General features: G+C 45.7%; 28 protein-coding genes and 1 tRNA gene. 14 read left to right on the plus strand and 15 right to left on the minus strand.

Going from position 1 to position 25,501, the window contains the following annotated elements; all coding sequences use genetic code 11:
• Nucleotides 1–33: 33 nt before the first annotated feature.
• The 6 genes from AC3A14_RS03880 to AC3A14_RS03905 form a co-directional block, all read right to left on the minus strand.
• Nucleotides 34–122, minus strand: a tRNA-Ser gene (locus AC3A14_RS03880).
• 63 nt (nucleotides 123–185) lie between these two features.
• Entirely contained in the window at nucleotides 186–1,325 is a 1,140-nt protein-coding gene (locus AC3A14_RS03885) for a patatin-like phospholipase family protein (RefSeq protein WP_318701098.1), read from the minus strand.
• A gap of 15 nt (nucleotides 1,326–1,340) precedes the next feature.
• Nucleotides 1,341–2,045: a dienelactone hydrolase family protein gene (locus AC3A14_RS03890; protein ID WP_318731418.1), complete on the minus strand. Its 705-nt coding sequence runs from the start codon at nucleotides 2,043–2,045 to the stop codon at nucleotides 1,341–1,343.
• A 102-nt stretch (nucleotides 2,046–2,147) separates the two neighbouring features.
• Nucleotides 2,148–3,464, minus strand: coding sequence for a cytosine deaminase (locus tag AC3A14_RS03895; RefSeq protein ID WP_318731417.1), 1,317 nt, complete (start codon nucleotides 3,462–3,464; stop codon nucleotides 2,148–2,150).
• Nucleotides 3,465–3,528: 64 nt separating this feature from the next.
• Nucleotides 3,529–4,209 carry a photosystem II biogenesis protein Psp29 gene (psb29, locus tag AC3A14_RS03900; protein WP_318731416.1) on the minus strand — a complete coding sequence of 227 codons (681 nt, stop codon included), beginning with the start codon at nucleotides 4,207–4,209 and terminating at the stop codon, nucleotides 3,529–3,531.
• A 180-nt stretch (nucleotides 4,210–4,389) separates the two neighbouring features.
• Nucleotides 4,390–4,746 carry an STAS domain-containing protein gene (locus AC3A14_RS03905; RefSeq protein WP_271945430.1) on the minus strand — a complete coding sequence of 119 codons (357 nt, stop codon included), beginning with the start codon at nucleotides 4,744–4,746 and terminating at the stop codon, nucleotides 4,390–4,392.
• Between the two features lie 271 nt (nucleotides 4,747–5,017).
• Between AC3A14_RS03905 and AC3A14_RS03910 the strand changes: the two genes are divergently transcribed.
• From AC3A14_RS03910 to AC3A14_RS03935, 6 genes are all read left to right on the plus strand, one after another.
• Nucleotides 5,018–5,545 (plus strand): SRPBCC family protein, encoded by a 528-nt coding sequence (locus AC3A14_RS03910; protein ID WP_318701093.1) that lies wholly within the window; start codon nucleotides 5,018–5,020, stop codon nucleotides 5,543–5,545.
• A 92-nt stretch (nucleotides 5,546–5,637) separates the two neighbouring features.
• A complete protein-coding gene (locus AC3A14_RS03915) occupies nucleotides 5,638–6,717 on the plus strand; it encodes an Mrp/NBP35 family ATP-binding protein (protein ID WP_318731415.1) in 1,080 nt (359 codons plus the stop codon).
• A gap of 103 nt (nucleotides 6,718–6,820) precedes the next feature.
• Nucleotides 6,821–8,092, plus strand: coding sequence for a rod shape-determining protein RodA (gene rodA, locus AC3A14_RS03920; RefSeq protein WP_318731414.1), 1,272 nt, complete (start codon nucleotides 6,821–6,823; stop codon nucleotides 8,090–8,092).
• A gap of 30 nt (nucleotides 8,093–8,122) precedes the next feature.
• On the plus strand, nucleotides 8,123–8,308 hold the full coding sequence (locus tag AC3A14_RS03925) for an NAD(P)H dehydrogenase subunit NdhS (protein ID WP_318731413.1): 186 nt from the start codon (nucleotides 8,123–8,125) through the stop codon (nucleotides 8,306–8,308).
• A 106-nt stretch (nucleotides 8,309–8,414) separates the two neighbouring features.
• Nucleotides 8,415–9,092 carry an HAS-barrel domain-containing protein gene (locus tag AC3A14_RS03930; RefSeq protein WP_318731412.1) on the plus strand — a complete coding sequence of 226 codons (678 nt, stop codon included), beginning with the start codon at nucleotides 8,415–8,417 and terminating at the stop codon, nucleotides 9,090–9,092.
• A gap of 243 nt (nucleotides 9,093–9,335) precedes the next feature.
• A complete protein-coding gene (locus AC3A14_RS03935) occupies nucleotides 9,336–11,513 on the plus strand; it encodes a putative baseplate assembly protein (RefSeq protein WP_318731411.1) in 2,178 nt (725 codons plus the stop codon).
• Nucleotides 11,514–11,554: 41 nt separating this feature from the next.
• On the opposite strand, the gene AC3A14_RS03940 is transcribed toward AC3A14_RS03935, so the two are convergent.
• The 3 genes from AC3A14_RS03940 to AC3A14_RS03950 form a co-directional block, all read right to left on the minus strand.
• Nucleotides 11,555–11,893, minus strand: a complete 339-nt coding sequence (locus AC3A14_RS03940) for a DUF4189 domain-containing protein (RefSeq protein ID WP_318731410.1) — start codon at nucleotides 11,891–11,893, stop codon at nucleotides 11,555–11,557.
• 100 nt (nucleotides 11,894–11,993) lie between these two features.
• Complete coding sequence (locus AC3A14_RS03945; protein ID WP_318731409.1) at nucleotides 11,994–12,167, minus strand: hypothetical protein; 174 nt, start codon at nucleotides 12,165–12,167, stop codon at nucleotides 11,994–11,996.
• A 168-nt stretch (nucleotides 12,168–12,335) separates the two neighbouring features.
• A complete protein-coding gene (locus tag AC3A14_RS03950; RefSeq protein WP_318731408.1) occupies nucleotides 12,336–12,491 on the minus strand; it encodes a hypothetical protein in 156 nt (51 codons plus the stop codon).
• A 179-nt stretch (nucleotides 12,492–12,670) separates the two neighbouring features.
• On the opposite strand from AC3A14_RS03950, the gene AC3A14_RS03955 reads away from it, so the two are divergent.
• From AC3A14_RS03955 to AC3A14_RS03965, 3 genes are all read left to right on the plus strand, one after another.
• The gene (locus AC3A14_RS03955) at nucleotides 12,671–13,609 is read left to right on the plus strand and encodes a DUF1822 family protein (RefSeq protein WP_318731407.1); all 939 of its coding nucleotides are present in this window, start codon (nucleotides 12,671–12,673) and stop codon (nucleotides 13,607–13,609) included.
• A gap of 220 nt (nucleotides 13,610–13,829) precedes the next feature.
• Nucleotides 13,830–14,108 (plus strand): hypothetical protein, encoded by a 279-nt coding sequence (locus tag AC3A14_RS03960; RefSeq protein WP_318731406.1) that lies wholly within the window; start codon nucleotides 13,830–13,832, stop codon nucleotides 14,106–14,108.
• Nucleotides 14,109–14,189: 81 nt separating this feature from the next.
• The gene (locus tag AC3A14_RS03965; RefSeq protein WP_413039049.1) at nucleotides 14,190–14,420 is read left to right on the plus strand and encodes a DUF2283 domain-containing protein; all 231 of its coding nucleotides are present in this window, start codon (nucleotides 14,190–14,192) and stop codon (nucleotides 14,418–14,420) included.
• Here the strand turns inward: AC3A14_RS03965 and AC3A14_RS03970 are convergent.
• Nucleotides 14,377–14,634: a hypothetical protein gene (locus AC3A14_RS03970; RefSeq protein WP_413039050.1), complete on the minus strand. Its 258-nt coding sequence runs from the start codon at nucleotides 14,632–14,634 to the stop codon at nucleotides 14,377–14,379. The genes AC3A14_RS03965 and AC3A14_RS03970 overlap by 44 nt on opposite strands.
• 139 nt (nucleotides 14,635–14,773) lie before the next feature.
• On the opposite strand from AC3A14_RS03970, the gene AC3A14_RS03975 reads away from it, so the two are divergent.
• On the plus strand, nucleotides 14,774–15,682 hold the full coding sequence (locus AC3A14_RS03975; protein WP_318731403.1) for a hypothetical protein: 909 nt from the start codon (nucleotides 14,774–14,776) through the stop codon (nucleotides 15,680–15,682).
• Nucleotides 15,683–15,860: 178 nt separating this feature from the next.
• On the opposite strand, the gene AC3A14_RS03980 is transcribed toward AC3A14_RS03975, so the two are convergent.
• The 3 genes from AC3A14_RS03980 to AC3A14_RS03990 all read right to left on the minus strand — a co-directional run bounded on the left by AC3A14_RS03980 (nucleotide 15,861) and on the right by AC3A14_RS03990 (nucleotide 18,689).
• The gene (locus tag AC3A14_RS03980) at nucleotides 15,861–17,087 is read right to left on the minus strand and encodes an HhoA/HhoB/HtrA family serine endopeptidase (RefSeq protein WP_318731402.1); all 1,227 of its coding nucleotides are present in this window, start codon (nucleotides 17,085–17,087) and stop codon (nucleotides 15,861–15,863) included.
• Between the two features lie 159 nt (nucleotides 17,088–17,246).
• Nucleotides 17,247–18,140 (minus strand): M48 family metallopeptidase, encoded by an 894-nt coding sequence (locus AC3A14_RS03985; protein ID WP_318731401.1) that lies wholly within the window; start codon nucleotides 18,138–18,140, stop codon nucleotides 17,247–17,249.
• A 291-nt stretch (nucleotides 18,141–18,431) separates the two neighbouring features.
• Complete coding sequence (locus AC3A14_RS03990) at nucleotides 18,432–18,689, minus strand: hypothetical protein (protein WP_318698112.1); 258 nt, start codon at nucleotides 18,687–18,689, stop codon at nucleotides 18,432–18,434.
• A 376-nt stretch (nucleotides 18,690–19,065) separates the two neighbouring features.
• On the opposite strand from AC3A14_RS03990, the gene AC3A14_RS03995 reads away from it, so the two are divergent.
• Entirely contained in the window at nucleotides 19,066–20,016 is a 951-nt protein-coding gene (locus AC3A14_RS03995; protein WP_318731400.1) for an o-succinylbenzoate synthase, read from the plus strand.
• 103 nt (nucleotides 20,017–20,119) lie between these two features.
• On the opposite strand, the gene AC3A14_RS04000 is transcribed toward AC3A14_RS03995, so the two are convergent.
• On the minus strand, nucleotides 20,120–21,286 hold the full coding sequence (locus tag AC3A14_RS04000) for a cysteine desulfurase family protein (RefSeq protein WP_318731399.1): 1,167 nt from the start codon (nucleotides 21,284–21,286) through the stop codon (nucleotides 20,120–20,122).
• A 193-nt stretch (nucleotides 21,287–21,479) separates the two neighbouring features.
• Between AC3A14_RS04000 and AC3A14_RS04005 the strand changes: the two genes are divergently transcribed.
• Nucleotides 21,480–22,928 carry an efflux RND transporter periplasmic adaptor subunit gene (locus tag AC3A14_RS04005; RefSeq protein ID WP_318731398.1) on the plus strand — a complete coding sequence of 483 codons (1,449 nt, stop codon included), beginning with the start codon at nucleotides 21,480–21,482 and terminating at the stop codon, nucleotides 22,926–22,928.
• A gap of 1 nt (nucleotide 22,929) precedes the next feature.
• Here AC3A14_RS04005 and AC3A14_RS04010 read toward each other — a convergent pair whose 3' ends face one another.
• A complete protein-coding gene (locus tag AC3A14_RS04010) occupies nucleotides 22,930–23,538 on the minus strand; it encodes a DUF3611 family protein (protein ID WP_318731397.1) in 609 nt (202 codons plus the stop codon).
• Between the two features lie 144 nt (nucleotides 23,539–23,682).
• On the opposite strand from AC3A14_RS04010, the gene AC3A14_RS04015 reads away from it, so the two are divergent.
• Both AC3A14_RS04015 and psbU read left to right on the plus strand, forming a co-directional pair.
• Entirely contained in the window at nucleotides 23,683–24,687 is a 1,005-nt protein-coding gene (locus AC3A14_RS04015) for an adenylate/guanylate cyclase domain-containing protein (RefSeq protein ID WP_318719267.1), read from the plus strand.
• A 96-nt stretch (nucleotides 24,688–24,783) separates the two neighbouring features.
• The gene (psbU, locus tag AC3A14_RS04020; protein WP_318731396.1) at nucleotides 24,784–25,203 is read left to right on the plus strand and encodes a photosystem II complex extrinsic protein PsbU; all 420 of its coding nucleotides are present in this window, start codon (nucleotides 24,784–24,786) and stop codon (nucleotides 25,201–25,203) included.
• The last annotated feature ends 298 nt before the right edge of the window (nucleotides 25,204–25,501 follow it).

Below are 25,501 nucleotides of genomic sequence, written 5' to 3' on the forward strand. Positions count from 1 at the left end.
GTGAAAGTCTCTCCATGGAAGAGACAGATTCAACGGAGAGAGAGGGATTTGAACCCTCGGAAGGTATTAATACCTTCAACAGATTAGCAATCTGCCGCTTTCGACCACTCAGCCACCTCTCCAAGGAAAGCCTTCCCCATGATAACAAACTGAGCTAAGAAAGGCAAGGGAAGTGGGGAAGTTTTTTAGCAAAATCCTCGTTCCTTCAAATGGCGCTTCCAGTTCCAATGGTGGAGGAAAAAGTCTTTGGTTTGTTTGTATCCCAAGCGATAGAGTTTAACCTTCTTCTCCGAGCTAAGGGAAAAGTCGGTAGTGGTGACTTTGGCCTTGGTGACATCAATATTAATCACCCGACCTTGGTCACCGTGGCGCACATGGTATCGGTCTCTAGCATTAGCCATTGATCGCAGGGAAGCAGTAAATAGATCAAGGGCGTTGTTAATTTTAGGTGGGTTCAGGGTTTGATCGATTAAGCGAAAGCCAAATGTGGGCCATTTTGGAGGGTTCAAGGGATCGCCGGAAGGGCGGTCATAAATCCACAAAGGGAAGTTACTGAGCAAACCACCATCGAGAATATAGGCATTACCGAGTTGTTCGGGTTTGAAAAATAAAGGAATACTCGAAGATAAGCGTACGGCTTCAGCGATACTAAAGTCTTGGTAATGCTTGAGATTATGCTGTTGTAGGATAGCTTGGCGATGGCTTTTTTGGTCTTTGTTAAGTCGAGCAGAATTGGGATTGAGATCGTCAGGTAGAACCCACATCTCGCAGTGGGTGATATTGGAGACGACAATCTTCAGTTCTCGTTGGGGATCGAAGCGTTTGACATCAGTAAAAGTTTCAATTCCCCTGGATTTAAGGGTTTTAGCAATCCAGTCTCGGAAGGGATCTGAGGAGTATTGACCGAGTTGTTGGGTCAATAATAAAGATACGATCATCCATAAGGGCGCTTGGAGGTCGTCGCTAGGATCGCCATTGAAAATGAAGGGGCTAGTTTTTTGAGAGAAGATCCCATTGTAGTCGATGCTACTCAAGATCTCTTCGAGTTTATTAATCGGAAAACTAGCCGCTAAAAAAGCTGCGGTTAATGAACCCGCAGAGGTTCCAGCCAGCTTTTTCCACTGAATGCCCAAATCTTCACAGCAGCGTAAGGCTCCTAATAGGGCAATTCCCCGTACTCCTCCCCCTTCAAAGATGGCATCAGCACAGTAATGACCATCAACAGGTTTGGGAAAACGACTCCAAATCTCTTCTTTTTGTTTTTCTGTGAGTCGGAGGTCTTGATCTTCTAGGAGTTGGGGATTGATGTTGATAAATGATGCCATGTTCACCTTCGGAGATCACGGTTTTAGATGTTGCTGCAAGAATTGTAGAGTACGATCGCCCGCTTGTTGAGCGATTTCGCTAACATAGGCAGTGGAGTTCACCCGACTAAAGCCATGATTTACACCTAAGTAGCGATGTAGAATAACTTGAGGATGGTCTTGGAGACTAGAGATCATTTGAGTTTGGGCATCGGGACTGACATATTCATCCAATTCTGCTAGGTGAAGCATCAGGGGGGTTTTAATCTGCTCTTGTTCATGGAGATTGTTATCAATACCCACCCCATAATAGGAAATATTACAATCAGCCAGCGATCGCGTGGCCATTAAATAGGACAGTTTTCCTCCCAGACAAAATCCCAGGGTTCCCACTTTCCCGCTACAACTCGGTAAGGCTTTGACTGCTTCTAAGGTAGCGATCAAATCGTCTACACCTTGATCTTCATTAAACTGCTCGTAAAGACTAAAGGCTTTAGCTAAATCTTCTTGATTGTCGGGTTCTAGTTCAATGTTGGGTTCGAGTCGCCAAAACAAATCGGGAACTACAGCCAGATAGCCCAAACTAGCGTACTCATCTGCTATCTGACGCATGATAGCATTCACCCCAAAAATTTCTTGAATGACGATTAATCCTGGGCCGTTTCCTTCAGGGGGTTCAGAAACATAGGCGCTAAAGTTACCACCATCAAGGGTAGATAGGATTAGGTCTTGGTTTGTCATGGCGATCGCTTATCTCCAGCCTGACTGTACTTAGCCAGCGTACAGCTATAGTGTACCGCTTTTTTCTCTCATCGGAAGAAGCTATAGCTAAGATCCAGGTGTTCAGAGCTTATCCAATTCAGCATAGTCGGGTAAAGTTGTATCAATGGGTTTACCATTACGCAATACAATACGGTCATGTTGGGAACGGGTTAAGAGTTCAGTAAATCGCCGTCCTTTGAAGAGAATTAAGTTAGCGGGTAAACCGACGGCGATCGCCACTGGATTAGGTAACTTCATAATTTTACCTGGAATTGTAGTGACTGCTTGCGGCCAGTTGCCATAAGGAATATCTAAATGGGCAATTCGCACAGTTTGATTAAAGACTTCTAACATGTCATGATCGCCAAAGGCAAAAAACGGATCGCGACAATTATCGGAGGCAAATATTACCGGAATTCCCATCTTTTGCATTTCCTGAACTAAGGTTACACCGCGATAGGTGGGGGTTTTTCCCGGTTGCCGGTCTTGCAGGTAGAGATTGCACATTGGTAAGCTGACAATAGCAATGTTCGCTGCTTTTGCCGCTTCTAGGGTTGACTGGATCTGCTCTGGAGTTTGCAGGGCTAAACTACAACAATGACCGCAGGTAATTTGACCTTCAAATTGATAGCCAAGCGCCGTTTGTGTTACCTGATAAAGGGTACGCGCTTGCGGATCTAGATTTTCATCCGTATGGAAATCTAGGTCTAAGTTTCGCTCTCGTGCCAAAGAAAATACCGAACCAAGTTGGCGTGAAAGATTAGAATTCATGAGGGGCATTCCCCCTAAAATTCCTCCTATTTCTGCCAAGCGATCAACAAACTGTTGTCCTTCTGGAGTTAGTAATTCTTCTAACGTGCTTAAGCTCACTGCTTGCAATTCAAGTTTCCCTTGCCATTCTTTCCGGAGAGCTTGAAAAACTTCCCAAGTCACTTCGGTTTCTTCACCTCTCAAGTCGAGATGGGTGCGAATGGCTTGGGTTCCGTGGGCATAACTACACTTTAGGGCAAAATTCATACGCCGATAGAGATCTTCAGCCGTCCAATAGCGATCGCCATCTTCTCCAGAAGCAGCGATCGCCCCCTCGAATGTACCATCAAGATTAGGGCTACGATGCCAAATATGCCCCTTATCCAGATGAGTATGGATATCGACAAAAGTCGGCCAGACTTGGCCTCCCTTCATATCATAGACATTATTTTCATTGCTCGGAGGGCGATCGCCACTGGCGCAAATTTTAGTAATCATGCCCTCTTCAATACAGATATCCACCCGCACCAGTTTTTCTGAATTAGGTGTCACTGTAGGAGGGCAATGTTTGGGCAGAAACAGAGACAGAGGAACTTGAGCATTATAGAGCCAGTAGCCTTCGCACTCTAGAATATTACGAGAAGTCATGGGTAATGGTTAATCTCCATGTTTATGCTCCCTGAGCTGACTCGAAGGGAGCTACACATCCCTATTATTCCTCCTTTTGCAAAGCTCGCTCTTGTCGTTTTTTACGTCCAGCTTCCAAAATATCCTTCATTACCGCCTGAGCTTGCTTCACTTTTTCCAAATTCGACCGATACAATTCAATATCCTTTTGCAATTTCTCCAAAGAAAGTCCCAATCCTTGGGCAATCTTTTCCAACGTTTGGTTACGACTCTCCTCAGTTTGGAGTCGTTCAGAATCAACCGTAGAGACGAGAGTATACAAACCAATCGCAAACAAACGACTATACTTAAACTTAGGATTATCGGCGATCGCCTTCAAGCGCCCCCGCAGAGCCTCCGCACCTTCACCCTGATGCGGATCGCAAAGCAAAGTCACCACAGCATCTCCAGACCAATCCTTAATCTGTTCCTGAGCCTGTTGAGCCTCTGCCCGATAAACATTGACATCGCTCTCCAACGCTTGACACAACGCTGCAAAAATAGATGCTTTTTCACCCTCTGGTGAATATCCCTCCATAAATTGGTCAAAGGACGAAACAACCCCAAGGGCATAAATGGGGTCATACTCAAAGTCCACATTGACCGACAGCAAATGCATCTCTACCATCAATTCCTCCACCACACGGCGGTAGATAGAATTAATGGGCCGGGTATGATTAGTATAAAACGCTCGCTTAGTATCGGAAACAGTGCGGACAGTATTCACAGCTACAATTATCAAGAGTGGGTGATTCCATTCTCGCGCCTAAAGGTCACTTTGCCAAGGTTTTCGCAAAAAACCAGCATTAAAGTCCCGTCACCAGGAGTTTAAGACAATTGCTTCCAGAAAGCTGACCGTCCCCTCTCCTAGTGACTCAAACACATTCGTCAGACCCTTTTGCCCCAATTATCCTGCAACCCTGGGAACCCCTTCTAGTGCATCATTTTCTGTTTCAAAAATTTCAAATACAGAATCCATCATCGTCACTTCAAACACCAACTTAGCTTCCGGATGAACATTACAGATACGAAAAGAGCCTTTAACCTTCTCCGCATCCCGCATCCCAGCGACCAAAGACGTTAGGCCTGAGCTATCAATAAAGTTTACTTGACCCAGATTTACCACCACATGCCTACTGAGCTTAGAAATACATTCCTGTAGTTTCAAACGAAATTGCCAGGCTGTAGTGATATCTAAACGTCCAGTTGGCGTTAAAACAATAACTGTTGTTCCATCTTCCGTTTCGTGTGTTCTTTGCTCCATTTTGATCGTCTACCTTTTCTATTAGGAATTGTGGACTTCTGGGTTGATTGTAGTATCTCAAATCGACTTGGAACAAGCCTTAGACCCATAATATACTGTTGGGCGCTGGTAAACTGAAATAATTCTTAATCCACGATCCGCAGATCTCACTGGCAATGTTACCCTAGCGTGAATGACCCACTCCCCGTTGACATTAAAACCCGCCTAATCCTGCTCAAACCTAAGTGCATCAATGATTTCTTTATTTTTTAGTGTGAGTATTGAATAGACAATGCCAGATTTTTTGTCTAAGCTATTGGGCCGCAAGAGTCGTAGAGTTCGCTGTACCCTAGCCAAAACCTATCGTGTCATTAGTTCAGCTTCGGTTGACGATCTATGGCAAACCGTTGTTGATTTCGCTGATGTCTCTTGGCATCCCCTCTTAGCGCGAACCAATGTCCCTAGGGGTTTGGTTCCTAAACCGGGACTGATTTTTAGGGCTGTGACTCGGTTAAGCCCCATTCCAATCCGCATTTTTGTGGAACGAGTCAGACCCGGAGAACTCTTAAGCATTAGAATTTTGGCTATGCCCGGAATTGAAGAGAGGATGATCTATCAAGTCGAATCGACGGTTTGGGGCACTCGCATCTCCTATTCAGTCACCTTGCGCGGATGGCTCTCTCCTCTGATTTGGTCGTTTATTCGTCCCTATGCAGCCAAAGTCGCTGAAGCTCTAGCCAAAGCAGCAGAGAAAGCGCCCCTTCAAGGTGGTCCTGGAAAGAAAACCCATCCAGGAAACTCGGTAGATTTTGGATTTTAAGTCAACCCGTATGAAAACCGATGAGAATTGCCCAAGGGCGTTAAGATTTGATAAGTAACGTCGGAATAATCAACAGCCAATAGCAAATCCTTATGACTTTGACCCTCGATCCCCAATCCGTTTTAGAAGTCCTACGACCTGTGGAAGACCCAGAACTGCGGAAAAGTTTGGTGGAATTAAATATGATTCGCCAAATTGAGATTGATGCCCAGGGAAATGTGAATTTTACTTTGGTGCTGACTACTCCCGCTTGTCCACTGCGGGAATTTATTGTCGAAGACTGTACAAAAGCGGTGAAAAAGCTTCCAGGGGTTCAATCGGTGAATATTGAGGTGACAGCAGAAACCCCTCAAGCTAAGAATACCTTACCCGATCGCCAAGGGATTGAGGGCGTGAAAAATATTATTGCCATTTCCAGTGGTAAAGGGGGAGTGGGAAAAAGTACGGTGGCAGTGAATGTGGCTGTCGCTTTAGCCCAAACGGGGGCTAAGGTGGGCTTAATTGATGCTGATATTTATGGCCCCAATGCCCCAACGATGTTGGGCTTAGACTCGGCTAAGGTGATGGTACAGGACAGAGGGGGCAAAGAAGTCCTAGAACCGGCTTTTAATCATGGCGTAAAGCTGGTTTCCATGGGCTTTTTGATTGAAAAAGACCAACCAGTGGTTTGGCGCGGCCCCATGCTCAATGGGGTGATTCGCCAATTCCTCTATCAAGTGGACTGGGGTGAGTTAGATTATCTGATTGTGGATATGCCTCCTGGAACTGGAGATGCCCAATTAACCTTGACTCAAGCGGTTCCCATGGTAGGTGCCATTATTGTGACCACTCCCCAAAATGTGGCCCTTCTTGATTCGCGTAAGGGGCTGAAAATGTTTGAACAGATGGGGGTTCCAGTGCTGGGAATGGTGGAAAATATGAGTTATTTTATCCCGCCGGATCTGCCCGATCGCCACTATGACATTTTTGGTTCGGGAGGGGGTGCAAAGACCTCAGAAGAACTGGGTGTTTCCCTGCTCGGTTGTATTCCCCTAGAAATAGGTTTACGGGAAGGTGGCGATCGCGGCTTACCTATTGTGGTCAGCGATCCTGAATCGGCTTCAGCTCAAGCGTTAGTCAAGGTCGCTAAGGCGATCGCAGCTAAAATCTCTGTCGCCGTCCTCACCAGATAAATTAGAGTCAATCAGGGATACTCTATCAAGAATAGAGAGGGATTCATCCTTCCCTATTCCCCATTCCCTATTCCCCATTCCCCATTCCCCATTCCCCATTCTTATGCGTAGATCTCTATTTTACTCTGCTAATTCAGGTTCTAGAATTCGCTGGCTGTCTATACTCAATAGTTGGAAAAATTTAGATTGGCTATTGCTGATTCTGGTGATTGGCTTAACCCTGTTTGGTGGGATCATGATTCGCTCAACCCAGCTCAATCTTCAATATACTGATTGGCTGCAACATTGGATTATTGGGGGGATGGGGTGTATTCTAGCTCTATTTATTGCCCGTTGGCGCTACCAGCAACTCATCCAGTGGCAATGGGTGATCTATGGTATTACTAATGTTTCCTTATTAGCGGTTATTTTTATTGGCACAACGGCTTTAGGCGCGCAACGATGGATTACCATTGGTGGGTTTAATATTCAGCCCTCGGAATTCGCCAAATTGGGGGTAATTATTACCTTAGCTTCTCTGCTCCACAGTAAGGGGGCTTCAACCCTATCGAGCCTCTTCAAAACTCTCGCTATTGTAGGCGTTCCTTGGGGTTTTGTGTTTCTGCAACCTGACTTAGGAACCTCCCTCGTGTTTGGGGCGATCGCCTTGGGAATGCTTTACTGGGCTAATACCAATCCCAGTTGGCTGATTTTGTTGATCTCTCCAATGATCTCAGCGATCCTATTTAATCTTTATCTTCCAGCCTGGTTTGCTTGGGTGGGTTTACTAGCCCTTTTAGCTTGGACCAGTTTACCTTGGCCGCGTATCGGAACAGGCGTTACAGTTGCTCTAAGTACGGCGTTTGGATTCCTGGGTGAGGTCTTTTGGGGACTGCTTAAGGATTATCAGAAAGACCGCTTAATTTTATTTCTCAACCCGGAAAAAGACCCCCTAGGCGGAGGTTATCATCTCATTCAATCTCGGATTGCCATTGGTTCGGGACAACTCCATGGCACAGGGTTAAATCAGGGAACCCAAACCCAACTGCATTTTATTCCCGAACAACACACGGATTTTATCTTTTCGGCTGTGGGTGAGGAGTTGGGATTTATTGGCGCGACGATCCTGTTATTGGTCTTTTGGTTAATTTGTCTGCGCTTAGTGATGATTGCCCAAAATGCGAAGGATAACTTTGGTTCTTTGCTGGCGATCGGGGTATTATCGATGATTGTGTTTCAGGTGATGGTGAATATTGGCATGACCATCGGCCTTGCCCCAGTTACCGGAATTCCGCTACCTTGGATGAGTTATGGGCGATCGGCTCTATTGACCAATTTTTTGGCGATCGGCTTGGTAGAAGCAGTAGCCAATCACCGACATCGGCTAAAGTTTTAATGGATATTTTATCGCTTGAGGTAAAAAAGGATGATCTTACCAGGTGTAGCAGTACGGGTAAAAAATATGGGAGATACTTATTATGGTTTTACCGGCCAAGTGCAACGGGTAACCGATGGTAAAGCAGCGGTACTCTTTGAAGGGGGAAACTGGGATAAGTTGGTTACCTTCCGACTCGCAGAGTTGGAAATCGTCGATCCGACGAGTAAAAAATAAGGGGTAGGGAGTAGACAGGAGGGAGCAGGAAGTAGTCATAGGCACTTAGTCCTTTCCGTGTTCCCGCGTCTGCCCATCCCCACTATTACCTCATCTCGCATTCTCCATGCGCTTACCCTTAACTCAAACTGCCATCACCGATCGCCCAGAAAATCATATTGCTGAGGTGATCGAAACGGCAACTTCGGAATTTTTAGCCCAATGTCTGGAACCAGAAGATCTCAACTTTCCCATGATGCCAGCGTTTGGTTCTTTTGTGCGATCGCTTGGTGTCACTCCCGAACGCTCCTCAGAACCAGATACAGGCTATTGGGTTTATGCGGTGGTGTATCATGCCACCACTACTCCCATTGATTCGATCCATCGTGCTAGAGCTTTGGGATTATCTCTAGAACAACTGCGATCAGAGCAACCGCAAATTTTTGCCATGCTTAAAACTGAGTTTCGAGCGGCGATTGTCGGATTTGAAACCCTTGAACCCCGGAATTCTCGCTCCAGAGTTTATCAGCATTTACCCCCGCGTCCCCCGCAAATTCACCAAGCAGTCTATCAATGTCATCCTGATGAAGTGATTCGCTTTAGCGAGGAATTTGATTTTATTCGCATTTTGCTAGAAATTCCCGGAACGCCAGTTGATGCCTTGATTGCAGCGACCTTGAGAACGATTTACCAACTGCGCCATACGGAACACTCCTGGTTAGTGCAAGCCGGACGAAATTTGAGTCTACTCCTCAAAGATGATTACGATCGCCTACGCTATATTCTCAGCCAAGTTTATCTTTAGCCCTTCCTATCCCCCAGCTTGTTCTATTGTAAGGCTTGATGAGTTTCAGTAGAACTATTTTCTTTTCGAGGTTCTAAGAGGTAGACTAAGTGAGGGGTAATACGATGGGAATAGTCTTACCTTGTCTTGGGATCTGCGTTTTGAATTCGCTTACCTCCATTCATCATAAAGCGATCAATCGGTAGACTTACACCATTAACAGTCTTCGTTTCTTTCTTTTCTTCTTGCAGACAGGAATTAATTATGGTTTTTGATTTTTTACCAAAATTACCGAAAGCGAATTTAGATGACCGAGAATACCAAGACTTGATCGAAGAATGTCTGTTGAGAATTCCACGCTATTGTCCAGAATGGACGAATCATAATCCGAGCGATCCAGGCATTACCATGATTGAAATGTTTGCCTGGTTAACCCATCAAATGCTGCTGCGGTTTAACCAACTGCCTCGGCGCAATTATATTTTATTCTTAGAATTGCTCGGTATTCGCTTAGAGCCGCCGAATCCAGCGACAACAGAAGTAACTTTTTATTTGGTGTCGGATTTGCCAGAGTCTTATACAATACCGGTGGGGATTGAGGTGGCAACGGAGCGGCAACCCGGACTTGACCCTATTGTATTTAGTACCGATCGCCCCCTAACAATTGGTAATCCTCAGATTAACCATTTTCTGGGAGCCGAGCAAATCGAGGAAACGCCGCAAATTTTACGCGATCGCTTTACCCATCTCTGGAATCTGACCCCTACAGGGGAATGGTCTGGCCCCGAATTGCCCCTTTTCAACGCTCAACCCCAACCAGGGAATTGTTTCTATCTGGTCTTCGATCCCCAAGAATCCTTGGATGGAAATGTTATCATTCTTACATTAAAAGGACAGGAGGCGACTCCCACAGGCATTGACCCCACTGACCCCCCGCGACGCTGGGAAGCCTGGAATGGTCAGTATTGGCAGCCAGTGCTACTTGAAGAATCAGATGATGAAACCCAAGGCTTTAGCTTCGCGGACATTGCCCAACGAGGGGGAAATCCCTTACAGGGAGTGGATATTACGTTACATCTACCCTTGAATTTTCCAGTAGCCCAATTTACCGCCTATCAAGGGCGATGGTTGCGCTGTGTTTATGCGACTCCACGCCTGAGTCAACCAAGTTACACGCGATCGCCACAAATCATTGGTATTGGAGTCAAAGCCATTGGCGGAACCACGGAAGCGACTCAATGCGAACTGATCGAAAATGACCTACTGGGTAACAGTAATGGAGAACCAGGGCAACGGTTCCAACTGCGGCGATCGCCCATTCTCGACCGTCAAGAAGACGAATATCTGATCGTCACGCCTCCAGGGGAAACCGCTCAACGATGGCAAGAAGTGACTGACTTTTCTAATTCTAGTCCGAGCGATCTGCATTATCTGATTGATTCCCTTACCGGTACGCTCCAGTTTGGCCCCCTGATCCGGGAACCCGCCCAACTCAAGCAGGCTAAGGATATCCGCGCTATTCTACAACAGGGACAGGATCGCCCTCCGCTCCAACCCCCCAGCATGGAACACCAATATGGAGCCATACCCCCTAGGGGAGCAACTGTGCAAATGAGCCGCTATCGCACCGGAGGTGGGTTGCGAGGCAATGTGGAAGATCGCAGTCTTAATACGCTGAAATCTGCGGTTCCCTATGTCGCCAATGTGGTGAATCTAATTCCAGCTCGCAATGGGACGGAAGCAGAAACCATTGAACAAGCAGCCATGCGCGTGCCTCAAATGTTGCGAACTCGCGATCGCGCGGTGACTCCAGAAGACTTTGAATCTTTGACGATTTTAGGAGGAGATGGGGCGATCGCCCGCGCCACTTGTTTACCCACCAACCCCAAAAAACCAGGAACCGTGCAACTATTAGTGGTTCCCGACTCCAACCGACAGGCGATCGCACAAGGGGTTGGCATCCCTCCCGAACAGTTTCGCCTCAGTCCTCCCTTGCATCGCAAACTCATGGCCTACCTAGATGAACGGCGCTTATTGGGCGTGCAGGTGGAGCTTTTAGAACCTGAATATGTGGGACTTTCCGTACAAACCGAAGTCTCCCTAGACCCCAGCTATCGCACCCCAGAAGCGCAAACGGAACTCCTGCATACTCTCAATGTAACCCTCTATCGCTTCTTTAATCCCCTAACCGGCGGCCCAGGAGGTAACGGTTGGCCACTCGGTCAACCCGCCTATATGTCCGATGCGATCGCCTTGTTGCAACAAGTTCCAGGCATTCGCCGTTTAGGAGCAGTGCAACTGTTTGAATTGCGCCTATCTATTGCTGGCCAATGGATTAGAAGTCAACCGGTTCACCTCGTCGATCCGGGCCCCACTGGTCTGATTTGCTCCTGGGCCGATCCGAATCTGCGATCGAATCACATGATTAACATCATTGAATGATGGAGCTAGTTTCTAGAATTGCTACAGATAGTGGTCACAAGCTAGTAGTTGCTTCCGCAGGCTGCTAAAGCACGGTTTACCGCTCGATCGCGGCGATCGCTAAATCCAGTGGCAACAACTTGAGTGTTATTGCGTTTGCGAGCTAGAGCGCCACAGGTGTTTTCGATTAGAGCTTCAACAACGCAGTCTCGGCGATCGCAATTATACAAGGCTCTGTCTCTGGCTAAATCACTGTATAGGTGCTGCCAGGAGGCTCCCCAGCGTCCGGTACTTCGAGAATAGGCGATCGCTCCGTAGTCCGCTAGAGCAATGTTCGGCATGAGACATTGAACAGCCATGGCGCTGGCGATCGCGATCGTAAATTTGACAGGATTATTCATGATTGTTGCTCCTAAATGAGTAGATAATTTGATGAATAAAAGGGCGGGCTGAGAGAAGTTTTAGCCGCAAAAACCCGCCCGATTCAGAAGTTTCCGTGAATTAACCGCCGAAGAATAGATTAATCAAAAGCTCCGCTAAACCATTACCATCACTATCATCTCCACCCAAAGGGGTATTGGACGACTGTTGCATGGATTGAGCAAGTTCATGGCGTACTCCACGTTTGGCTCGAAGCAGATAAGGATCTTCTTCATACCACTCACGCTGGCGCATAGTTTTCCTCCTAGGAAAATTGATTTACATTGTTAGGCTAACAAGCTTATGGATTGGATTTCGAGGGCAGATGATGCAGCATTTAGGAATATTCTGCATCATCTGCACTTAAAGGTAAAACGCTGACGTTTTACGGCGAGAGAATTAATAAGATATCAATTATTCGCTTTACATGAGCCAGGACAAAATACCTTCAAGGAAATCGTGAACCCAGCTATCATCATCGCCACCTCCATCAAAGCTATGATCGAAGTTGTGCGGGGGATGATAGTGCGGTTGATGCAATTCGGTATGAAATTCCCGATCGTACTCGTGAGGGCTCATAATTATTGGCTCCTGGACGTTTAACTGTGCATTTACATCAAAACACAACTTATCAGTCTTTTGGGCCGCTTTAGTTCGTCATTGATACTCTGTTTTGCACTATCTGCACCAAAAAATGAAATGGAGTATAATAGCATTATTAATAATGAATATTTAGCCCTCGGATATGGAGATATAAAATGAGGTCAAGATCTAGAGGTATTGCAACAACTCTGGGATGGGACAAGCTTGAAAAAGCAAGATCTGACCAAGAAAAAGCGAATTATCAAAAAATAACGCATGCCTATATAGCCCAACAAATAGGCTATCTAAGTCGCTCAACAGTTTCGCGTTTTTTTGAACGGAAAAAAGTTTCAGTTGAAAGTGCTAAAGCAATTGCTGAATTCTTTGGACTAGAGTTAAGCAATATTGTCGATGTAGAACAATTGTACGGTTTAGACAGAAAAGAAATGGTCATTACCCTAGAAGGTTCGATTGATGAGTTGAAGCCTAAAGTGGATCGATGGCTACAGATACTCAGAGAAGCATCCAAGGATGAAACTATTCAAATTAAAATTATGAAACCGGGTAGTGTGGTTGTGGTGATCGAGGGTTCGCCGGAAGGACTCAGGCGCATTGAGGAATTGTTTGAAGCGGGGGAATTGCAGGAAATTGCTGGGTTTCAGGTGTTGGATGTTTATCCGGAATGGGAGGAAGAACCGACCAGGTTAAGGGATTGGTTTCAGGGTGTATTTACTGAAGGTTGGCAAAGAGCAGAGAAGTTGTTAACACCAGAACAGTTGCGTCCGGTGATGGTGTGGAGCGATCGCACTCAGCGAGCCAAGTTTTACGATCTGAGTGTAGACTTGCTTCAGTGTCAGGTGGTGTTGCTGATTAATCTGATACAGGAAGAAGAGGAGAAGGCGATCGCCAACTTAAAAGTCTATCCCAAGGATACCGAGTTTTTGCCCGTTAACCTGAAAATGACTATCCTCGTGGAAGGGGAGGTATTTAAGGAAGTCACAGCTAGAGCTGCGGATGTGTGGATTCAATGTGAGTTTGATGCTAACTTTGGTGAAGAATTTACCGTCTGTTTGGGCATCGATGATACAATCGTGAGCGAACGATTTGTGGTGTAATCGTAAAGTTGGAGCGCAGCTAAATAGTTGTCATTGCGATCGCAGGGAAGCAATCGCCAAGATTACCGAGAGGGCAGAGATTGCTTCATTCCACTGCGTTCCATTCACAATGACATAGCAGTAGGGGCGGGTTCACCATTAACGTGGCTCGATACACCATAAATTATGTAAACCCGCCCCAACACCTTGGAAAGAATACCCAAATTCAGGGGAGGTAAAAATGTCTCAAAAAATTAAACTCAAGCCAATTTTAGGAGAGCTAGAATCTTATATTTCAGGCAGCGCCAAAACTATTGACTTTAGCAAGAATGATCAAACTTTAGTTTTAGGTAATAATAACCATATAGAATTTTATAATCTTGAAGGTGACTTATTGAAAGCAATATCTGTAACTCAACATAAGCGATTATGCTTTATTGGGAATCATATAAAAAATAATATGGCTTTTAGTGAGAGAGATCAAGATCTTTGTGAAATTGAATCTAGCAATAATGAATAAATTAAGAATTTATTTGAATTTGATTTTTTTCTTAATGAGAATGATCGCAATCATTAAAGGTCAAAAATATTGGAGGAACCCATGAAAATCAAATACGATCGCCAAGTTGATGTCCTACGCATCACCCTCAAAGAAGCAATGATTACCGAAAGTGACGAAGAAACACCCGGTATGATCCTAGACTTTGATCAGAATGGTAATGTGGTCGGGATCGAGATCCTGCAAGCCTCTCAGCACATTGACAACCCCGAAGCAATAGAATACAGCATCAGTCCATCAGTGCTTGCATCGTCCAAGCACGTTCCTGATTAACATACTCTTGAGCATCAAGTCCATGCCAAATATCTTTCCCCAATCCTTCTAAATCCATAATGTTACACTTAGGTTGGATAAGCATACGCTGACGTACCATTCCAGCTAATTCTTCTAACAAGCGAAGTTGCTCATCTGGAGTCAGAGTTTGGACGTGGCGGCAAATCTCTTGATAGGTAGCCCTCTTCTTTCCGGAAACACTTTGGTTCTTGATATTAGGCAGTATATCTTTCCCATCTCTATGAGTCGATGAGACTATCTCAACTACCAGTATCCCATTACAGGATATACGGTGGCGATCGCCCCAACTGTAATAAAATAGAGTATCACTCCTACTCAACCGCCCTCTTGTCGTGACGCGCCAACCCCACGATCAATTTGCCAAGCAGTACCTCAAAGAACTACTCGAACCCCTGGGAGAAGTAGAAATTAGTCGGGAAATTTCAGGGGAAACTCTGGCTATTGACCTGATTTTCGAGCCATCCCCTAAACCACCAAACAACCCTCCAGCCTTGGGTTTACTCTCTCAACTGGCTTCTACGCCTTGTTTACTAGAACCCTATCGCAACTGTCCCAGCAACCCAGAAATTCGCAACTGTATTCTCAAGCTTTTCCATGTCCATGCAGAACTGCAACGTCAAGCCAAACGGGAGCAGCGAACCCTGGAGGAAGAGCAATTGCCTCGATTATGGATTTTAACGCCAACTGTTTCTGAGAAAGTATTAGAAGGATTAGGCGCTCGTCCTGACTTAAAACAATGGTGTGCAGGAGTACATCTTTTAGCAAAAACACTCAAAGCGGGGATTATTGCCATCAACCAACTCCCGGAAATCCCAGAAACCTTATGGTTAAGGATGTTGGGAAAAGGAGGAACACAGAAAAGAGCCATTGAGCAAGTGCTGGAACTACCCATAGAACATCCTCAACGGCGAAATATTCTACAGTTAGTGGGGATATGGCGGATTAATGTTGCCAGTAAAATAGAGTTAGACACAGAAGAAAGGGAGTTGATTATGGAATTATCACCAGCCTATCTAAAATGGCGAGAAGATACCCTGCAAGAAGGAATTCAACAAGGGATTGAACGGGGACAATGCTTGATGATTGAAGCCTTATTGCGAACTCGGTTTGGTGAGTTGGATGAGGCGATTTTGGGCATTATTGACTCTCTGTTAGTCTTATCTCCCGATGAGTTTATGCCTTTGTGTTTGCAGTTATCCCGTGAGGAGTTGTTGGAGCGATTTGGCGATCGCCAATCTTAAGTATTGCTAGTCTAAATGAATTGTGCAACAGGAAATGCCCTCTCCCACGGGATTCTTGACTTTCCCCTTCTCCTGGGGGATGAGGGGCAGTCGCTTCGCTACGGGAGGACACTACTGAAACCTTGAATGTTTTGGTGTGGGAGCGTCTGGCTCCCTAGCTTCTTAACTCTTCCTCCCTCTATTGAGCAGGAAAGACTCCTGGACGGACAGTTAAAGGTAAAGACCGATCGCCACGACGGATTAACACATTTAAAGCACTACCCACTTGGGTATTTTGTACCGCTTGTTGAATGTCTGTGGCTTCCCTCATGGGTTTACCATCGATTTCGGTAATCACATCTCCAGCGCGGATACCAGCTTGAGCGGCTGGAGATTCGGGCATGACTTGCACAATTAAAACCCCCTGCTCTGCGGAGATCTTAAAGCCACTATTCGGATTTTGATTAATTTCTTTTTGCAGATCTGGCGTTAGGGTGACCATTTGAATGCCAAGGTAGGGATGGTCTACTTGACCTTTACTGACCAGTTGATCGGCAATGTTTTGGGCTGTATTGATGGGAATGGAAAAGCCTAAGCCTTGGGCCCCTTGAATAATGGCGGTATTAATACCAATAACTTCCCCATTTTGGTTGAGTAGGGGGCCGCCAGAATTACCGGGGTTAATGGCTGCATCGGTTTGAATAAAGCTCACTCGTTTATCGGGAATCCCCACTTGGGCGCTAGAGCGACCGGTGGCGCTGATAATGCCTACGGTAACCGTATTATCTAAACCGAGGGGGTTACCAATGGCGATCGCCCATTCACCGGGCTGTAAAGTATCCGAATTCCCCAATTTTACCGTGGGTAGATTTTCTCCTTCAATCTTGACAACTGCTACATCAGTGACTGGGTCTGTACCTAAAACTTTTCCTTCTAAGGTGCGTCCATCTTTGAGCGTCACATCTACGATATCTGTGCCCTCAATCACATGGGCATTGGTTAAAATCATACCTTCTTCATTAATAATAAATCCTGAACCTGACCCTCGAACTTCTCGTTCTTGGGGCATGGGAGTTGCACCACCAAAGAAGCGCCGGAAAAAGGGATCGTTGAAGATATCCGGGACTTGTTGCGTGACAATCCGGGACGCATCAATGCGAACAACCGCAGGACCAACATTTTGTACAACCTGACTGACAAAACTATCATTACTGGTGGGCACTAATGGAGCCGTTGCGCTTGAAGGAAGGGCTGAGACAGTCGTAGAGGTTTGTTGAGTTGAAGTGGATAAATTTGGCGATCGCGATAAAACCTGAGTCCCAACTAAAGTGAGCGTACTGCCCAAGAGCATTAGGGTAATGTAGATGAGGGGTTGTTTCCAGGGGGCTGGAGTTGCCGGTTTATCGGATGGATAGGGATTGGTCATGGGTCACACTCTGGCGATATCAGGTTAAGTCAATGCTGACCGTTTAGCTTTATATTATTAGGTTAGCGATTTTGTCGGTTGATTGGCTGTTTCGGTTAACCGCACTGGGAGAAGATGCGGGGGCACTCCAGATGCGCAGATTAATCACTACGCCTTATGCTATAGGGGCCAAAATTCTTCATCAGATTGATCGGATGAATTCCGATCGCCACTTCCGCCATTCAACGTAGCAATTTGACGTTGATAATCATTCGGATCGAGTCCCTTACCCATGGCTGCAAATTCTGGATCGATCGCCTGTTCTAAAGCTTGAACTCGATCGTTAGTATGGGGATGGGTGCTGAGAAAGGTTGGTCTAGAGGGCGATCGGCTTAATTTTTTCATGAAGTCTACCATGCCAATTTGGGCATAGCCTGCCGCTGCGATCATATTCAGTCCCACTCGATCTGCTTCATATTCGGCTTCCCTAGAATGGGGTAAACGCAAGGCAATTTCTACACCTAAGCGCACGATCTGGCTTTGATCGACTCCCGCAGCAGTGGCTAACCCATTGGTTAGAGCGACGCGACGCATTTGGTTAATGGCATGACGTTCGGTGATATGGGCAATTTCATGACCGATGACGCTCGCTAATTCGGCTTCGTTTTCAGCTTCTTTCATCAGTCCGGTGTGGAGATAAACAAAGCCGCCCAGGGTAGCAAAGGCATTAACAGAATCATCATCAACGATTTGGAATGTATACCGATAATTTGATGTGGGTGGACGGTAACTTTCTTTCGCCAGCCGTTGCCCAATACGATCGATGTAATCCGTTAATTCAGGATCGTCATAGATTCGGACTTCTTGGCTAATGAGTTGCTGGTTAATTTGTTTGCCTAGAGCCATTTCTTGGAGATCGCCTAAACTGGCCAGTTGCACATATTGAATCACATCTGGAAGAATATCCCAAATCGAAAACCCTTGGCTCATTTGGGGACTCCCCACCCAAACTCCCAGGGCAACCCAAAGGGAAATCACGGGATAAATCCATCGCCGAAGCTTCAATTTCTTCATAAGACTTAACATAGCCATCATTCACCGTCACGCAGATGTCCTTAGACGCACCCACCTCTTCAAAGGTTGCTTGAAGCTCTAGAGTTCGATCCTGAGGAAAGTTTTCTATCTACACTTTAATGTAATGTACAGTCTAGTTTTAGGGAATCAGGACTCTCAAGGGTCGTCTTACATCAAGGCGAAATAGGGGCAATGAATTGCCCCTATTATCGTGAATTGATTGTTCTGGTGTTGCATAAAAGGGTGTCCAATTGAGGTTGAGCCACAGAAGGTTAGTTGAGAATAGCTAGATCAATCGTCCCCTTCTACTGGAGACACCACAGTTACGGCTAAGAACAGGAGTCCCACACTGGCTACTCCTAAGAGCAATACGAAAATTAAACGTTTAACCCATTGAACTAATCCGCGATCGACAGACGCTATTTTCTGTAACGAATTCGGCTCAACTTGCAGTTCTAGCCTATCCGCAGAAACGGCAGGGGGAGGGGTGGAATAGGATAATTCTCTCATGGCAGTTTGACCCAAGATTAAGGGAATAAAAATAAGCAATGACTCGTTTTATTCCTGACTAACTGATGTGGTTATCTTTTTTATCCTATGATATCATCTTCAGGAATTGTTTTCCATCTGGTTTTTTACTAATTGACGGCTGATATAGATTCGGATCGCTTGAAAGTCTTGCTGGGCAACTGGAATAGACAATATAGCGCTTCACACTCTAGCAATAGTCTGTATCACTTAAGGTCTAAGGCTTCAAGCTGAACTCCATAAGAAGAGAGAAACACTATAGAAGACAAATAGAGCAGCAAGTCAAGAGTTTCAGTCTCTAATTCATATCAGACATGATTGGATAAAAATTGGGTTTAAATTAAGTTAGAATTACAGGAAAAAGAACTTATATCTATAGTAACAAGTTTGTTGGCACATGGGGATCAATTTTAAGAATTCTCAAAATAACGATCGATATCGGTTAAGTATCCAAGCTTATTGCCGTCCATTTAAACAGCCCTTGCATACCCATCATGGCGTGTGGCGAGATCGCCAAGGGATTTGGATTCAGTTGCGCCGGATCGACGAAGAAGAATCGAACGATCGCGGTTGGGGAGAAATTTCCCCCTTACCTGGGTTTGGGTCAGAAAATGTTACAGAAGCTTTACAATTTTGTCAGTCGTTTGGCGATCAAATTACCGAGGAACAGATTCGTTCTATTCCCGATCATTTCCCTGCCTGTCAATTTGGTTTTGAGTCAGCCTTAATCGATCTACACAATTGGGAAGTGCCGCCTAATTTAACTCACGTTTGTGGCTTATTACCGACAGGAAAAGCAGCCCTCGACCTCCAATTACCGATTTGGAATCAGGGCTATCAAACATTGAAATGGAAAATAGCGGTAGCAGAGATTTCCCAAGAATTGAACGATTTTCAAGACCTCTTATCAATGCTTCCAGATGGGATAAAACTGCGCTTGGATGCTAATGGAGGACTCACGGAAACTCAGGCCCATCAATGGTTGCAAGCCTGTGCAGATCGGCCGGTGGAATTTTTGGAACAACCTCTAGGGATATCTGAGTTTGAGGCTATGTTAGCCCTCTCTCAGGAGTATCCAACCCCTTTAGCTTTAGATGAATCGATCGCCACCTGGCAACAGTTCCTAAACTGTTATCACGCAGTATGGCCAGGAGTTATGGTTGTTAAACCCGCAATTTTAGGCTTTCCCTCCCGGTTGATCGAGTTTTGCCAAGCTTATCGAGTGGATATGGTTCTCTCTTCTGTCTTTGAAACGGCGATCGCCCGTAAAATGCTCCTCAGATTAGCGGCGACTCTTAACCTACAGCGTGCCCTTGGATTGGGAACCGATCGCTGGTTCGAGGACTGAGGGGACGCGTGGATGGGGCGATAGGGAGACACGGGGACGCTCCATACGCGGGGAGATTCCCTATTCCCTATTCCCTCTTCCCTATTCCCTCTTCCCTCTTCCCTCAAATTCTTACCAAACATGGAGACTCTGAGCGCAACCGTTGCAAAATCTGCTTTAACACCATTGCGGTCCAATCTATGTCCGCTTCAGTGGTTTGTTTACCCAACGTGAAGCGAATGCCGCCGATCGCCTCCCGATCGGAATATCCCATCGCTCTTAAAATCGGACTTGGAGAAAGTTTCCCACTATGACAAGCCGAACCCGCACTAATCCCAATTCCCGCTAAATTCAGTTGCCGTACTAAGGTTTTTCCCGTAATTTCCCGAGTATCTTGCCAACATAAGCTTACGTGATGAGGTAAGCGATGCCAGCGATCGCCCGTAGGGACTAAGCCCTCAATATCCACCAATTGCTCAAAGAGGCGATCTCGCAACCGCCTTAACCGCAGCATTTCTTCTGGTAACTCTTCACTTGCTAATTCCGCAGCTACCCCAAAACCAGCGATCGCCACCGTAGCCTCTGTTCCCGAACGTAATCCCCGCTCCTGTCCGCCTCCACCGATTAAGGGATACAACTGAACTCCCGGTCGCACATACAACGCTCCCGTTCCTTGAGGACCATAAATCTTATGACTCGACAACGACAACAAATCTACCGGCAAACTAGCCACATCTAAAGGTAATCGTCCTGCCACCTGTACCGCATCTGTGTGAAAAACGATGCCATGGGCTTGTGCAATTTTTCCCAACTCCTCAATCGGTTGTAAGGTTCCCACCTCACTTTGACCATAGATAACCGAAATTAACACCGTATCCTTACTAATAGCCGCTTCTAAATCCGCCGGATTGATCCTGCCCTGGCGACTCACCGGTAAACGAGTCACCCTCCATCCCCGTTGCTCTAAAAATTGGGCCGGTTGGGCAACAGCCGAATGCTCCACACTGGAAATAATTAAATGTTGCGGTTGAGTATATTGCCCAGCAATCCCCATCAGGGCTAAATTATCAGACTCGGTGCCACCAGACGTAAAAATAATCGATTCGCTAGAACTGGCTCCAATTAAACCAGCCACCTGCATTCTGGCTAATTCTAATACCGTCGCTGCCCGTTGTCCCCAACTATGTAAACTGGACGGATTGCCCCATTGATGAAGCAAAATCTCCTGCATGGCAGCGATCGCCTCTGGGCGTGTTGGGGTGGTAGCACTATAATCCAAATAAATTTGCATAAGTGGGTTCAGTAGCGTCGGGATCTCCTCTCTTCAGCTTAGTATGGTTTGACCGCTGTGTGTCAATTGGCATCTTCGGCTAGAGATTGGATAGACTAAGCAAGGTGATTGCCATACGGGACTTTGATTACCTGAGTCCGAAAATTTAGGCGACAGGGAGCAGGATCGCCAATTGATCTACCTATGCTTAACAATGATGGAAATTTTGGCTAAACAACAACATAAACAGGGAATTCGGTGGTTGATGGGATCGGGGGCGATCGCCGCAATTTCTGTTTTCAGTCTTCTGGCTTATACCTCAATACTTCAACGTACCCCTTCACCCGTGAAAGTCACGACAACAGCGATTGAATCCGGTTCACTAGAGCAGACGATTAACGAAAGTGGAATCGTGCGATTGGGCGATCAACAAACGATCAAAGCCCCTGATGATAGTACAGTCGAGCAAGTGTTAGTCACTGTGGGTGAACAGGTACAGGCTGGAGAGGAAATCATTCGGTTACGCAATCCAGAACGGGAAACTCGTTTGCAAGCACAACTGACTGAAATCGAAGAAACGATGGTTCAGTTGGCACACGATCGACAGAAGGTGCAAGCAGCCGAACAGACATTAGAAACAACCCAACGACAACTTCAGATTCACACGTTGGAATTGGAAGAAAAACAGTTAAGGTTAGAACGTCACCAACAACAGGTGCAGGAAAAACAAGCGGATTTAGCCGATAGTCAAGAAGAGTTAGAAAATCTACTAGAATTAGAGGAGAAGGGATTTATTTCTGGAGATCAATTGCGAAGCCAACGCCGAAAGGTCAGAGATGCTGAAATTGCTGTGCGTGAGGCCCAATTAACAGTAGAAACAGAAACCCTCATCTTAGAACGGCAGAAATTAGAACAATCTAATCAACAGCAGACGGCGATCGCAAGTGCCACTTCTGAACTGCAAAATGCCCAACTTGCTGTCAACAGAATCCAACTGCAACTGCAACGACAAGAGTTAGAGTTACGCAAAATTCAACAAGAACTGCAAGATACCCTGATTACTACTCCCATCAATGGCGTAGTTTTACGGGTGAATGTTAATAATGGTGAGGGAGTCACACGGGGGCATGAGTTATTAACCCTGGGAGACCCCACCCAGGAATATGTACGGCTGAGTTTATCCACCCTGAATGCAGCCAAAGTACGCTTGAATCAACCTGCTCGGATTACGATTATTGGTCCGGATTCCCCAGTTTATGACGGTCAAGTCGTGGCGTTATCTCCCCAAGCGATCTCCGTCTCCGACTCTCAAGGCTCGCCAGGTGGACTGGCGACTGTATCAGCTATCATTCAACTCAATCAGTCCACAGGAACTTTGATTCCGGGAAGTCAGGTCAATGTGGAAATTATCCTCGATCAACGCCAAGATGTGGTGGTGGTTGGTTTAGAGGCGTTACAAAGGTCAGGCAAAATGACGTTTGTTTGGGTCAAAGATGAGCAGGGTTTCGCCCAAAAACGAGAAGTGACCCTAGGTTTAGAAGGCTTAGATACAGTAGAAGTGCTATCTGGTTTAACACCAGGGGATAACGTGATTCTACCCAATCCAGATCTAAATTTGGAACCGGGAACCCCTTTAGAGACCCAATCGAGTGAGGATGGGTGACTTAAGATTCTCCAGGGGAGGTATGTTGGATGACTCGATAGAGAAGCCAGAGGGTGACGGTTACACCAACGAGTTCAGCGGCGATCGTATTCATCATTGCTTGTAGGGAAATCATATTCATAGGCACAATAATAGAGCCGGGGTTAACAACCGCAGCTCCTGGCATAGGCGTATAAATGGTTGAGGCTCCAGGAGGCAAGGATAACATCCGGAATAATAAGGTTCCGACTCGCCAGAGAGCCACAATCATCGCGCAAGTCATGCCACACAAATTGGCTAGAATCCCAATCCATAGACTACGACGAATTTGAGCCTTAGAGGGGCGCAATTCTGGATTTTTGAGTTGATCGGACAATTGAGTGTAATGAAAACACCAATAAATCGTAAAAATTAAGGTTAATAAACACCCATAGGCTAGAATTGTACCTAGCCAAGCATTACCCGCTTGTGCAGAGTTCGGTCTATTGTCAAATAACAAGACAAACAGCAAAATAACAATGGGTATGATTCCTAAACCAAGTTGTACCCAAAAACCAATCCATCCCAATCGATAAAATTCGCTGGCAATTTGGTGGACATTAGGTTTAGAAGGAGGTAGCGGATCAAACATAAATTTAGGAAAGCAGAGACTATGATCGATAGTGTACAAGGAACAGGAAACTCGAGAGAATTAGATCCTTACTTCTTTAACTTCTAGAGAATTCGTTTATCTTAAAAACTATGTCAGGATGCATCTAGGGACATCATAACTGCAATGAGGCCGTCCACAGTGAGCGTAAATACTCCTCCTTATCTTGTCCTTAAAACCCCTTCATCAATTCGCCATCTTTCATTAGCGGGCAATCAGTGTTGGACCATTGGACGCACTCAAGACAATACCGTCGTGTTGTCTGATCCATGGATCTCGCGTAACCATGCCATGATCCAACATACAGACACGGGAACAGTTTATTTAATCGATCTTGGAAGTCGTAATGGAACGTTTGTCAATGGTCGTCGGGTGAATGTGCCAGTCACCCTACAAGATGGGGATCATTTGATGTTTGGCCAGACTGAGGCCCACTTTCACGATCCCTTGGCGGTTCCAGACCCAACCTTAGATTTGGAAGATATAGAAGAGAATTCCCATGTGACGGCGGCTTTACATGTGCGTCGGTTGATTTCGGTGATGGTGGTTGATATTCGCAATTTTACCGGTTTGACTCAGCAGATGGATGATGTCACTTTATCAACGATGATGGGCAATTGGTTTCGCAATGTTGGCAAGATTCTCCGCAAGTATGATAGCTGGGTGGATAAGTATATTGGGGATGCGGTGATGGCGGTTTGGTTTCATGGTACGGAGGGGGTAAACCAAATGGAGGTGATGAAAATCCTCTATGCTCTCCATCAACTGCATCAGATGACCCAGAAGTTGGCCAAGGAGTATCCTTTGCCGTCACCGATGCGTATTGGAGCTGGAGTAAATACGGGATATGCCATGGTGGGCAATACGGGAAGTGGCGATCGCCCGGATTATACAGCTTTAGGAGATACCGTTAATGCGGCTTTCCGACTCGAATCTTGTACGAAGCAAATTCAGAAAGATATTGCTCTAGGTAAAACAACTTATCAGTATTTGTTTAGTGTGGGAACGAATCCGACTCTATTTGAAAAACATATGGTGCAACTGAAAGGGTATGAACATCCTGCTGTTACCTATGGCTGCTCGTTTTCTCAATTGCAGGCATTTTTGCTTAAATCCCCTAAATTTCACTGATGCATGGCATCAATGGGCCAAATCAGTCCCATAATAGGTAATGATGGCTGTGTCATGGTTTAGTAATAACTGATTAATAAAGGAGGAATGATGCCCATGAAACGATTGCTGTGCCTATTCTCTGCTTTCGTGATTTTGCTTGCCACTCTGATGAGCGTTAATACAGCACCTGCTACGGCTGGGGCTTTGACAGTTTCAAGTGTACAGCCTATCTTGGCCGAGGCTAATGTGCGCAATAAGGCCGATGATAAATTGGCGGAAATAGGCGATCTCATTGATTTGAATAACTCTAGTGTCCGATCTTTTCTAGAGCTGAAAGGATTTTATCCAGTCTTAGCGACCAAAATTGTGAACAATAGCCCTTATGGGAATGTGGAAGAGATTCTGGACATTCCTGGGTTGAGCGATCGCCAAAAAGCTAGACTTGAAGCCAATTTGGATAAGTTCACCGTTACTGAACCCACAGAAGCGTTTGTCTATGGACAAAATAATGTGAATAACGGTAACTATGACTAAGCACAATTACTGAAACTAAGAGGTTGGGATCATTGTATAGATGACTCCTCAACCTATCCGATCCTCTGATTCAGGTTCAGGATCAATTTTTAAAGTTTTTTCTCCCCCAGTCTCTTTCTCTATAGATTCACAAGAGGCTGGGATTTTTCTGTCTTTTGCCCTGGTTACGCAATTGAGAACGTGCTATACTGATACTATCTATCTATAAAGCTGCAACCAATCGATCCTTGAGCAGCAATGGTTTAGAGCTAATCATGAAGCGCATCTTTACATAGAAATGGTATGAAGGTAACTGATA

This window comes from Roseofilum sp. (genome assembly GCF_982964205.1).

Excerpts from the sequence above, each read along its gene's own strand:
- AC3A14_RS03910 (WP_318701093.1), top strand. The coding sequence starts at position 5,018 with ATGCCAGATTTTTTGTCTAAGCTATTGGGCCGCAAGAGTCGTAGAGTT.
- AC3A14_RS03915 (WP_318731415.1), top strand. The coding sequence starts at position 5,638 with ATGACTTTGACCCTCGATCCCCAATCCGTTTTAGAAGTCCTACGACCT.
- AC3A14_RS03965 (WP_413039049.1), top strand. The coding sequence starts at position 14,190 with ATGAAAATCAAATACGATCGCCAAGTTGATGTCCTACGCATCACCCTC.
- AC3A14_RS03960 (WP_318731406.1), top strand. The coding sequence starts at position 13,830 with ATGTCTCAAAAAATTAAACTCAAGCCAATTTTAGGAGAGCTAGAATCT.
- AC3A14_RS03885 (WP_318701098.1), bottom strand. The coding sequence starts at position 1,325 with ATGGCATCATTTATCAACATCAATCCCCAACTCCTAGAAGATCAAGAC.
- AC3A14_RS03995 (WP_318731400.1), top strand. The coding sequence starts at position 19,066 with ATGGGGATCAATTTTAAGAATTCTCAAAATAACGATCGATATCGGTTA.
- AC3A14_RS03925 (WP_318731413.1), top strand. The coding sequence starts at position 8,123 with ATGATCTTACCAGGTGTAGCAGTACGGGTAAAAAATATGGGAGATACT.
- AC3A14_RS04000 (WP_318731399.1), bottom strand. The coding sequence starts at position 21,286 with ATGCAAATTTATTTGGATTATAGTGCTACCACCCCAACACGCCCAGAG.
- AC3A14_RS04005 (WP_318731398.1), top strand. The coding sequence starts at position 21,480 with ATGATGGAAATTTTGGCTAAACAACAACATAAACAGGGAATTCGGTGG.
- AC3A14_RS03890 (WP_318731418.1), bottom strand. The coding sequence starts at position 2,045 with ATGACAAACCAAGACCTAATCCTATCTACCCTTGATGGTGGTAACTTT.
- rodA (WP_318731414.1), top strand. The coding sequence starts at position 6,821 with ATGCGTAGATCTCTATTTTACTCTGCTAATTCAGGTTCTAGAATTCGC.
- AC3A14_RS03940 (WP_318731410.1), bottom strand. The coding sequence starts at position 11,893 with ATGAATAATCCTGTCAAATTTACGATCGCGATCGCCAGCGCCATGGCT.
- AC3A14_RS03955 (WP_318731407.1), top strand. The coding sequence starts at position 12,671 with ATGAGGTCAAGATCTAGAGGTATTGCAACAACTCTGGGATGGGACAAG.
- AC3A14_RS03935 (WP_318731411.1), top strand. The coding sequence starts at position 9,336 with ATGGTTTTTGATTTTTTACCAAAATTACCGAAAGCGAATTTAGATGAC.
- AC3A14_RS03895 (WP_318731417.1), bottom strand. The coding sequence starts at position 3,464 with ATGACTTCTCGTAATATTCTAGAGTGCGAAGGCTACTGGCTCTATAAT.
- AC3A14_RS03905 (WP_271945430.1), bottom strand. The coding sequence starts at position 4,746 with ATGGAGCAAAGAACACACGAAACGGAAGATGGAACAACAGTTATTGTT.
- AC3A14_RS03950 (WP_318731408.1), bottom strand. The coding sequence starts at position 12,491 with ATGAGCCCTCACGAGTACGATCGGGAATTTCATACCGAATTGCATCAA.
- AC3A14_RS03980 (WP_318731402.1), bottom strand. The coding sequence starts at position 17,087 with ATGACCAATCCCTATCCATCCGATAAACCGGCAACTCCAGCCCCCTGG.
- AC3A14_RS04010 (WP_318731397.1), bottom strand. The coding sequence starts at position 23,538 with ATGTTTGATCCGCTACCTCCTTCTAAACCTAATGTCCACCAAATTGCC.
- psbU (WP_318731396.1), top strand. The coding sequence starts at position 24,784 with ATGAAACGATTGCTGTGCCTATTCTCTGCTTTCGTGATTTTGCTTGCC.
- AC3A14_RS03945 (WP_318731409.1), bottom strand. The coding sequence starts at position 12,167 with ATGCGCCAGCGTGAGTGGTATGAAGAAGATCCTTATCTGCTTCGAGCC.
- AC3A14_RS04015 (WP_318719267.1), top strand. The coding sequence starts at position 23,683 with ATGAGGCCGTCCACAGTGAGCGTAAATACTCCTCCTTATCTTGTCCTT.
- AC3A14_RS03930 (WP_318731412.1), top strand. The coding sequence starts at position 8,415 with ATGCGCTTACCCTTAACTCAAACTGCCATCACCGATCGCCCAGAAAAT.
- AC3A14_RS03985 (WP_318731401.1), bottom strand. The coding sequence starts at position 18,140 with ATGAAGAAATTGAAGCTTCGGCGATGGATTTATCCCGTGATTTCCCTT.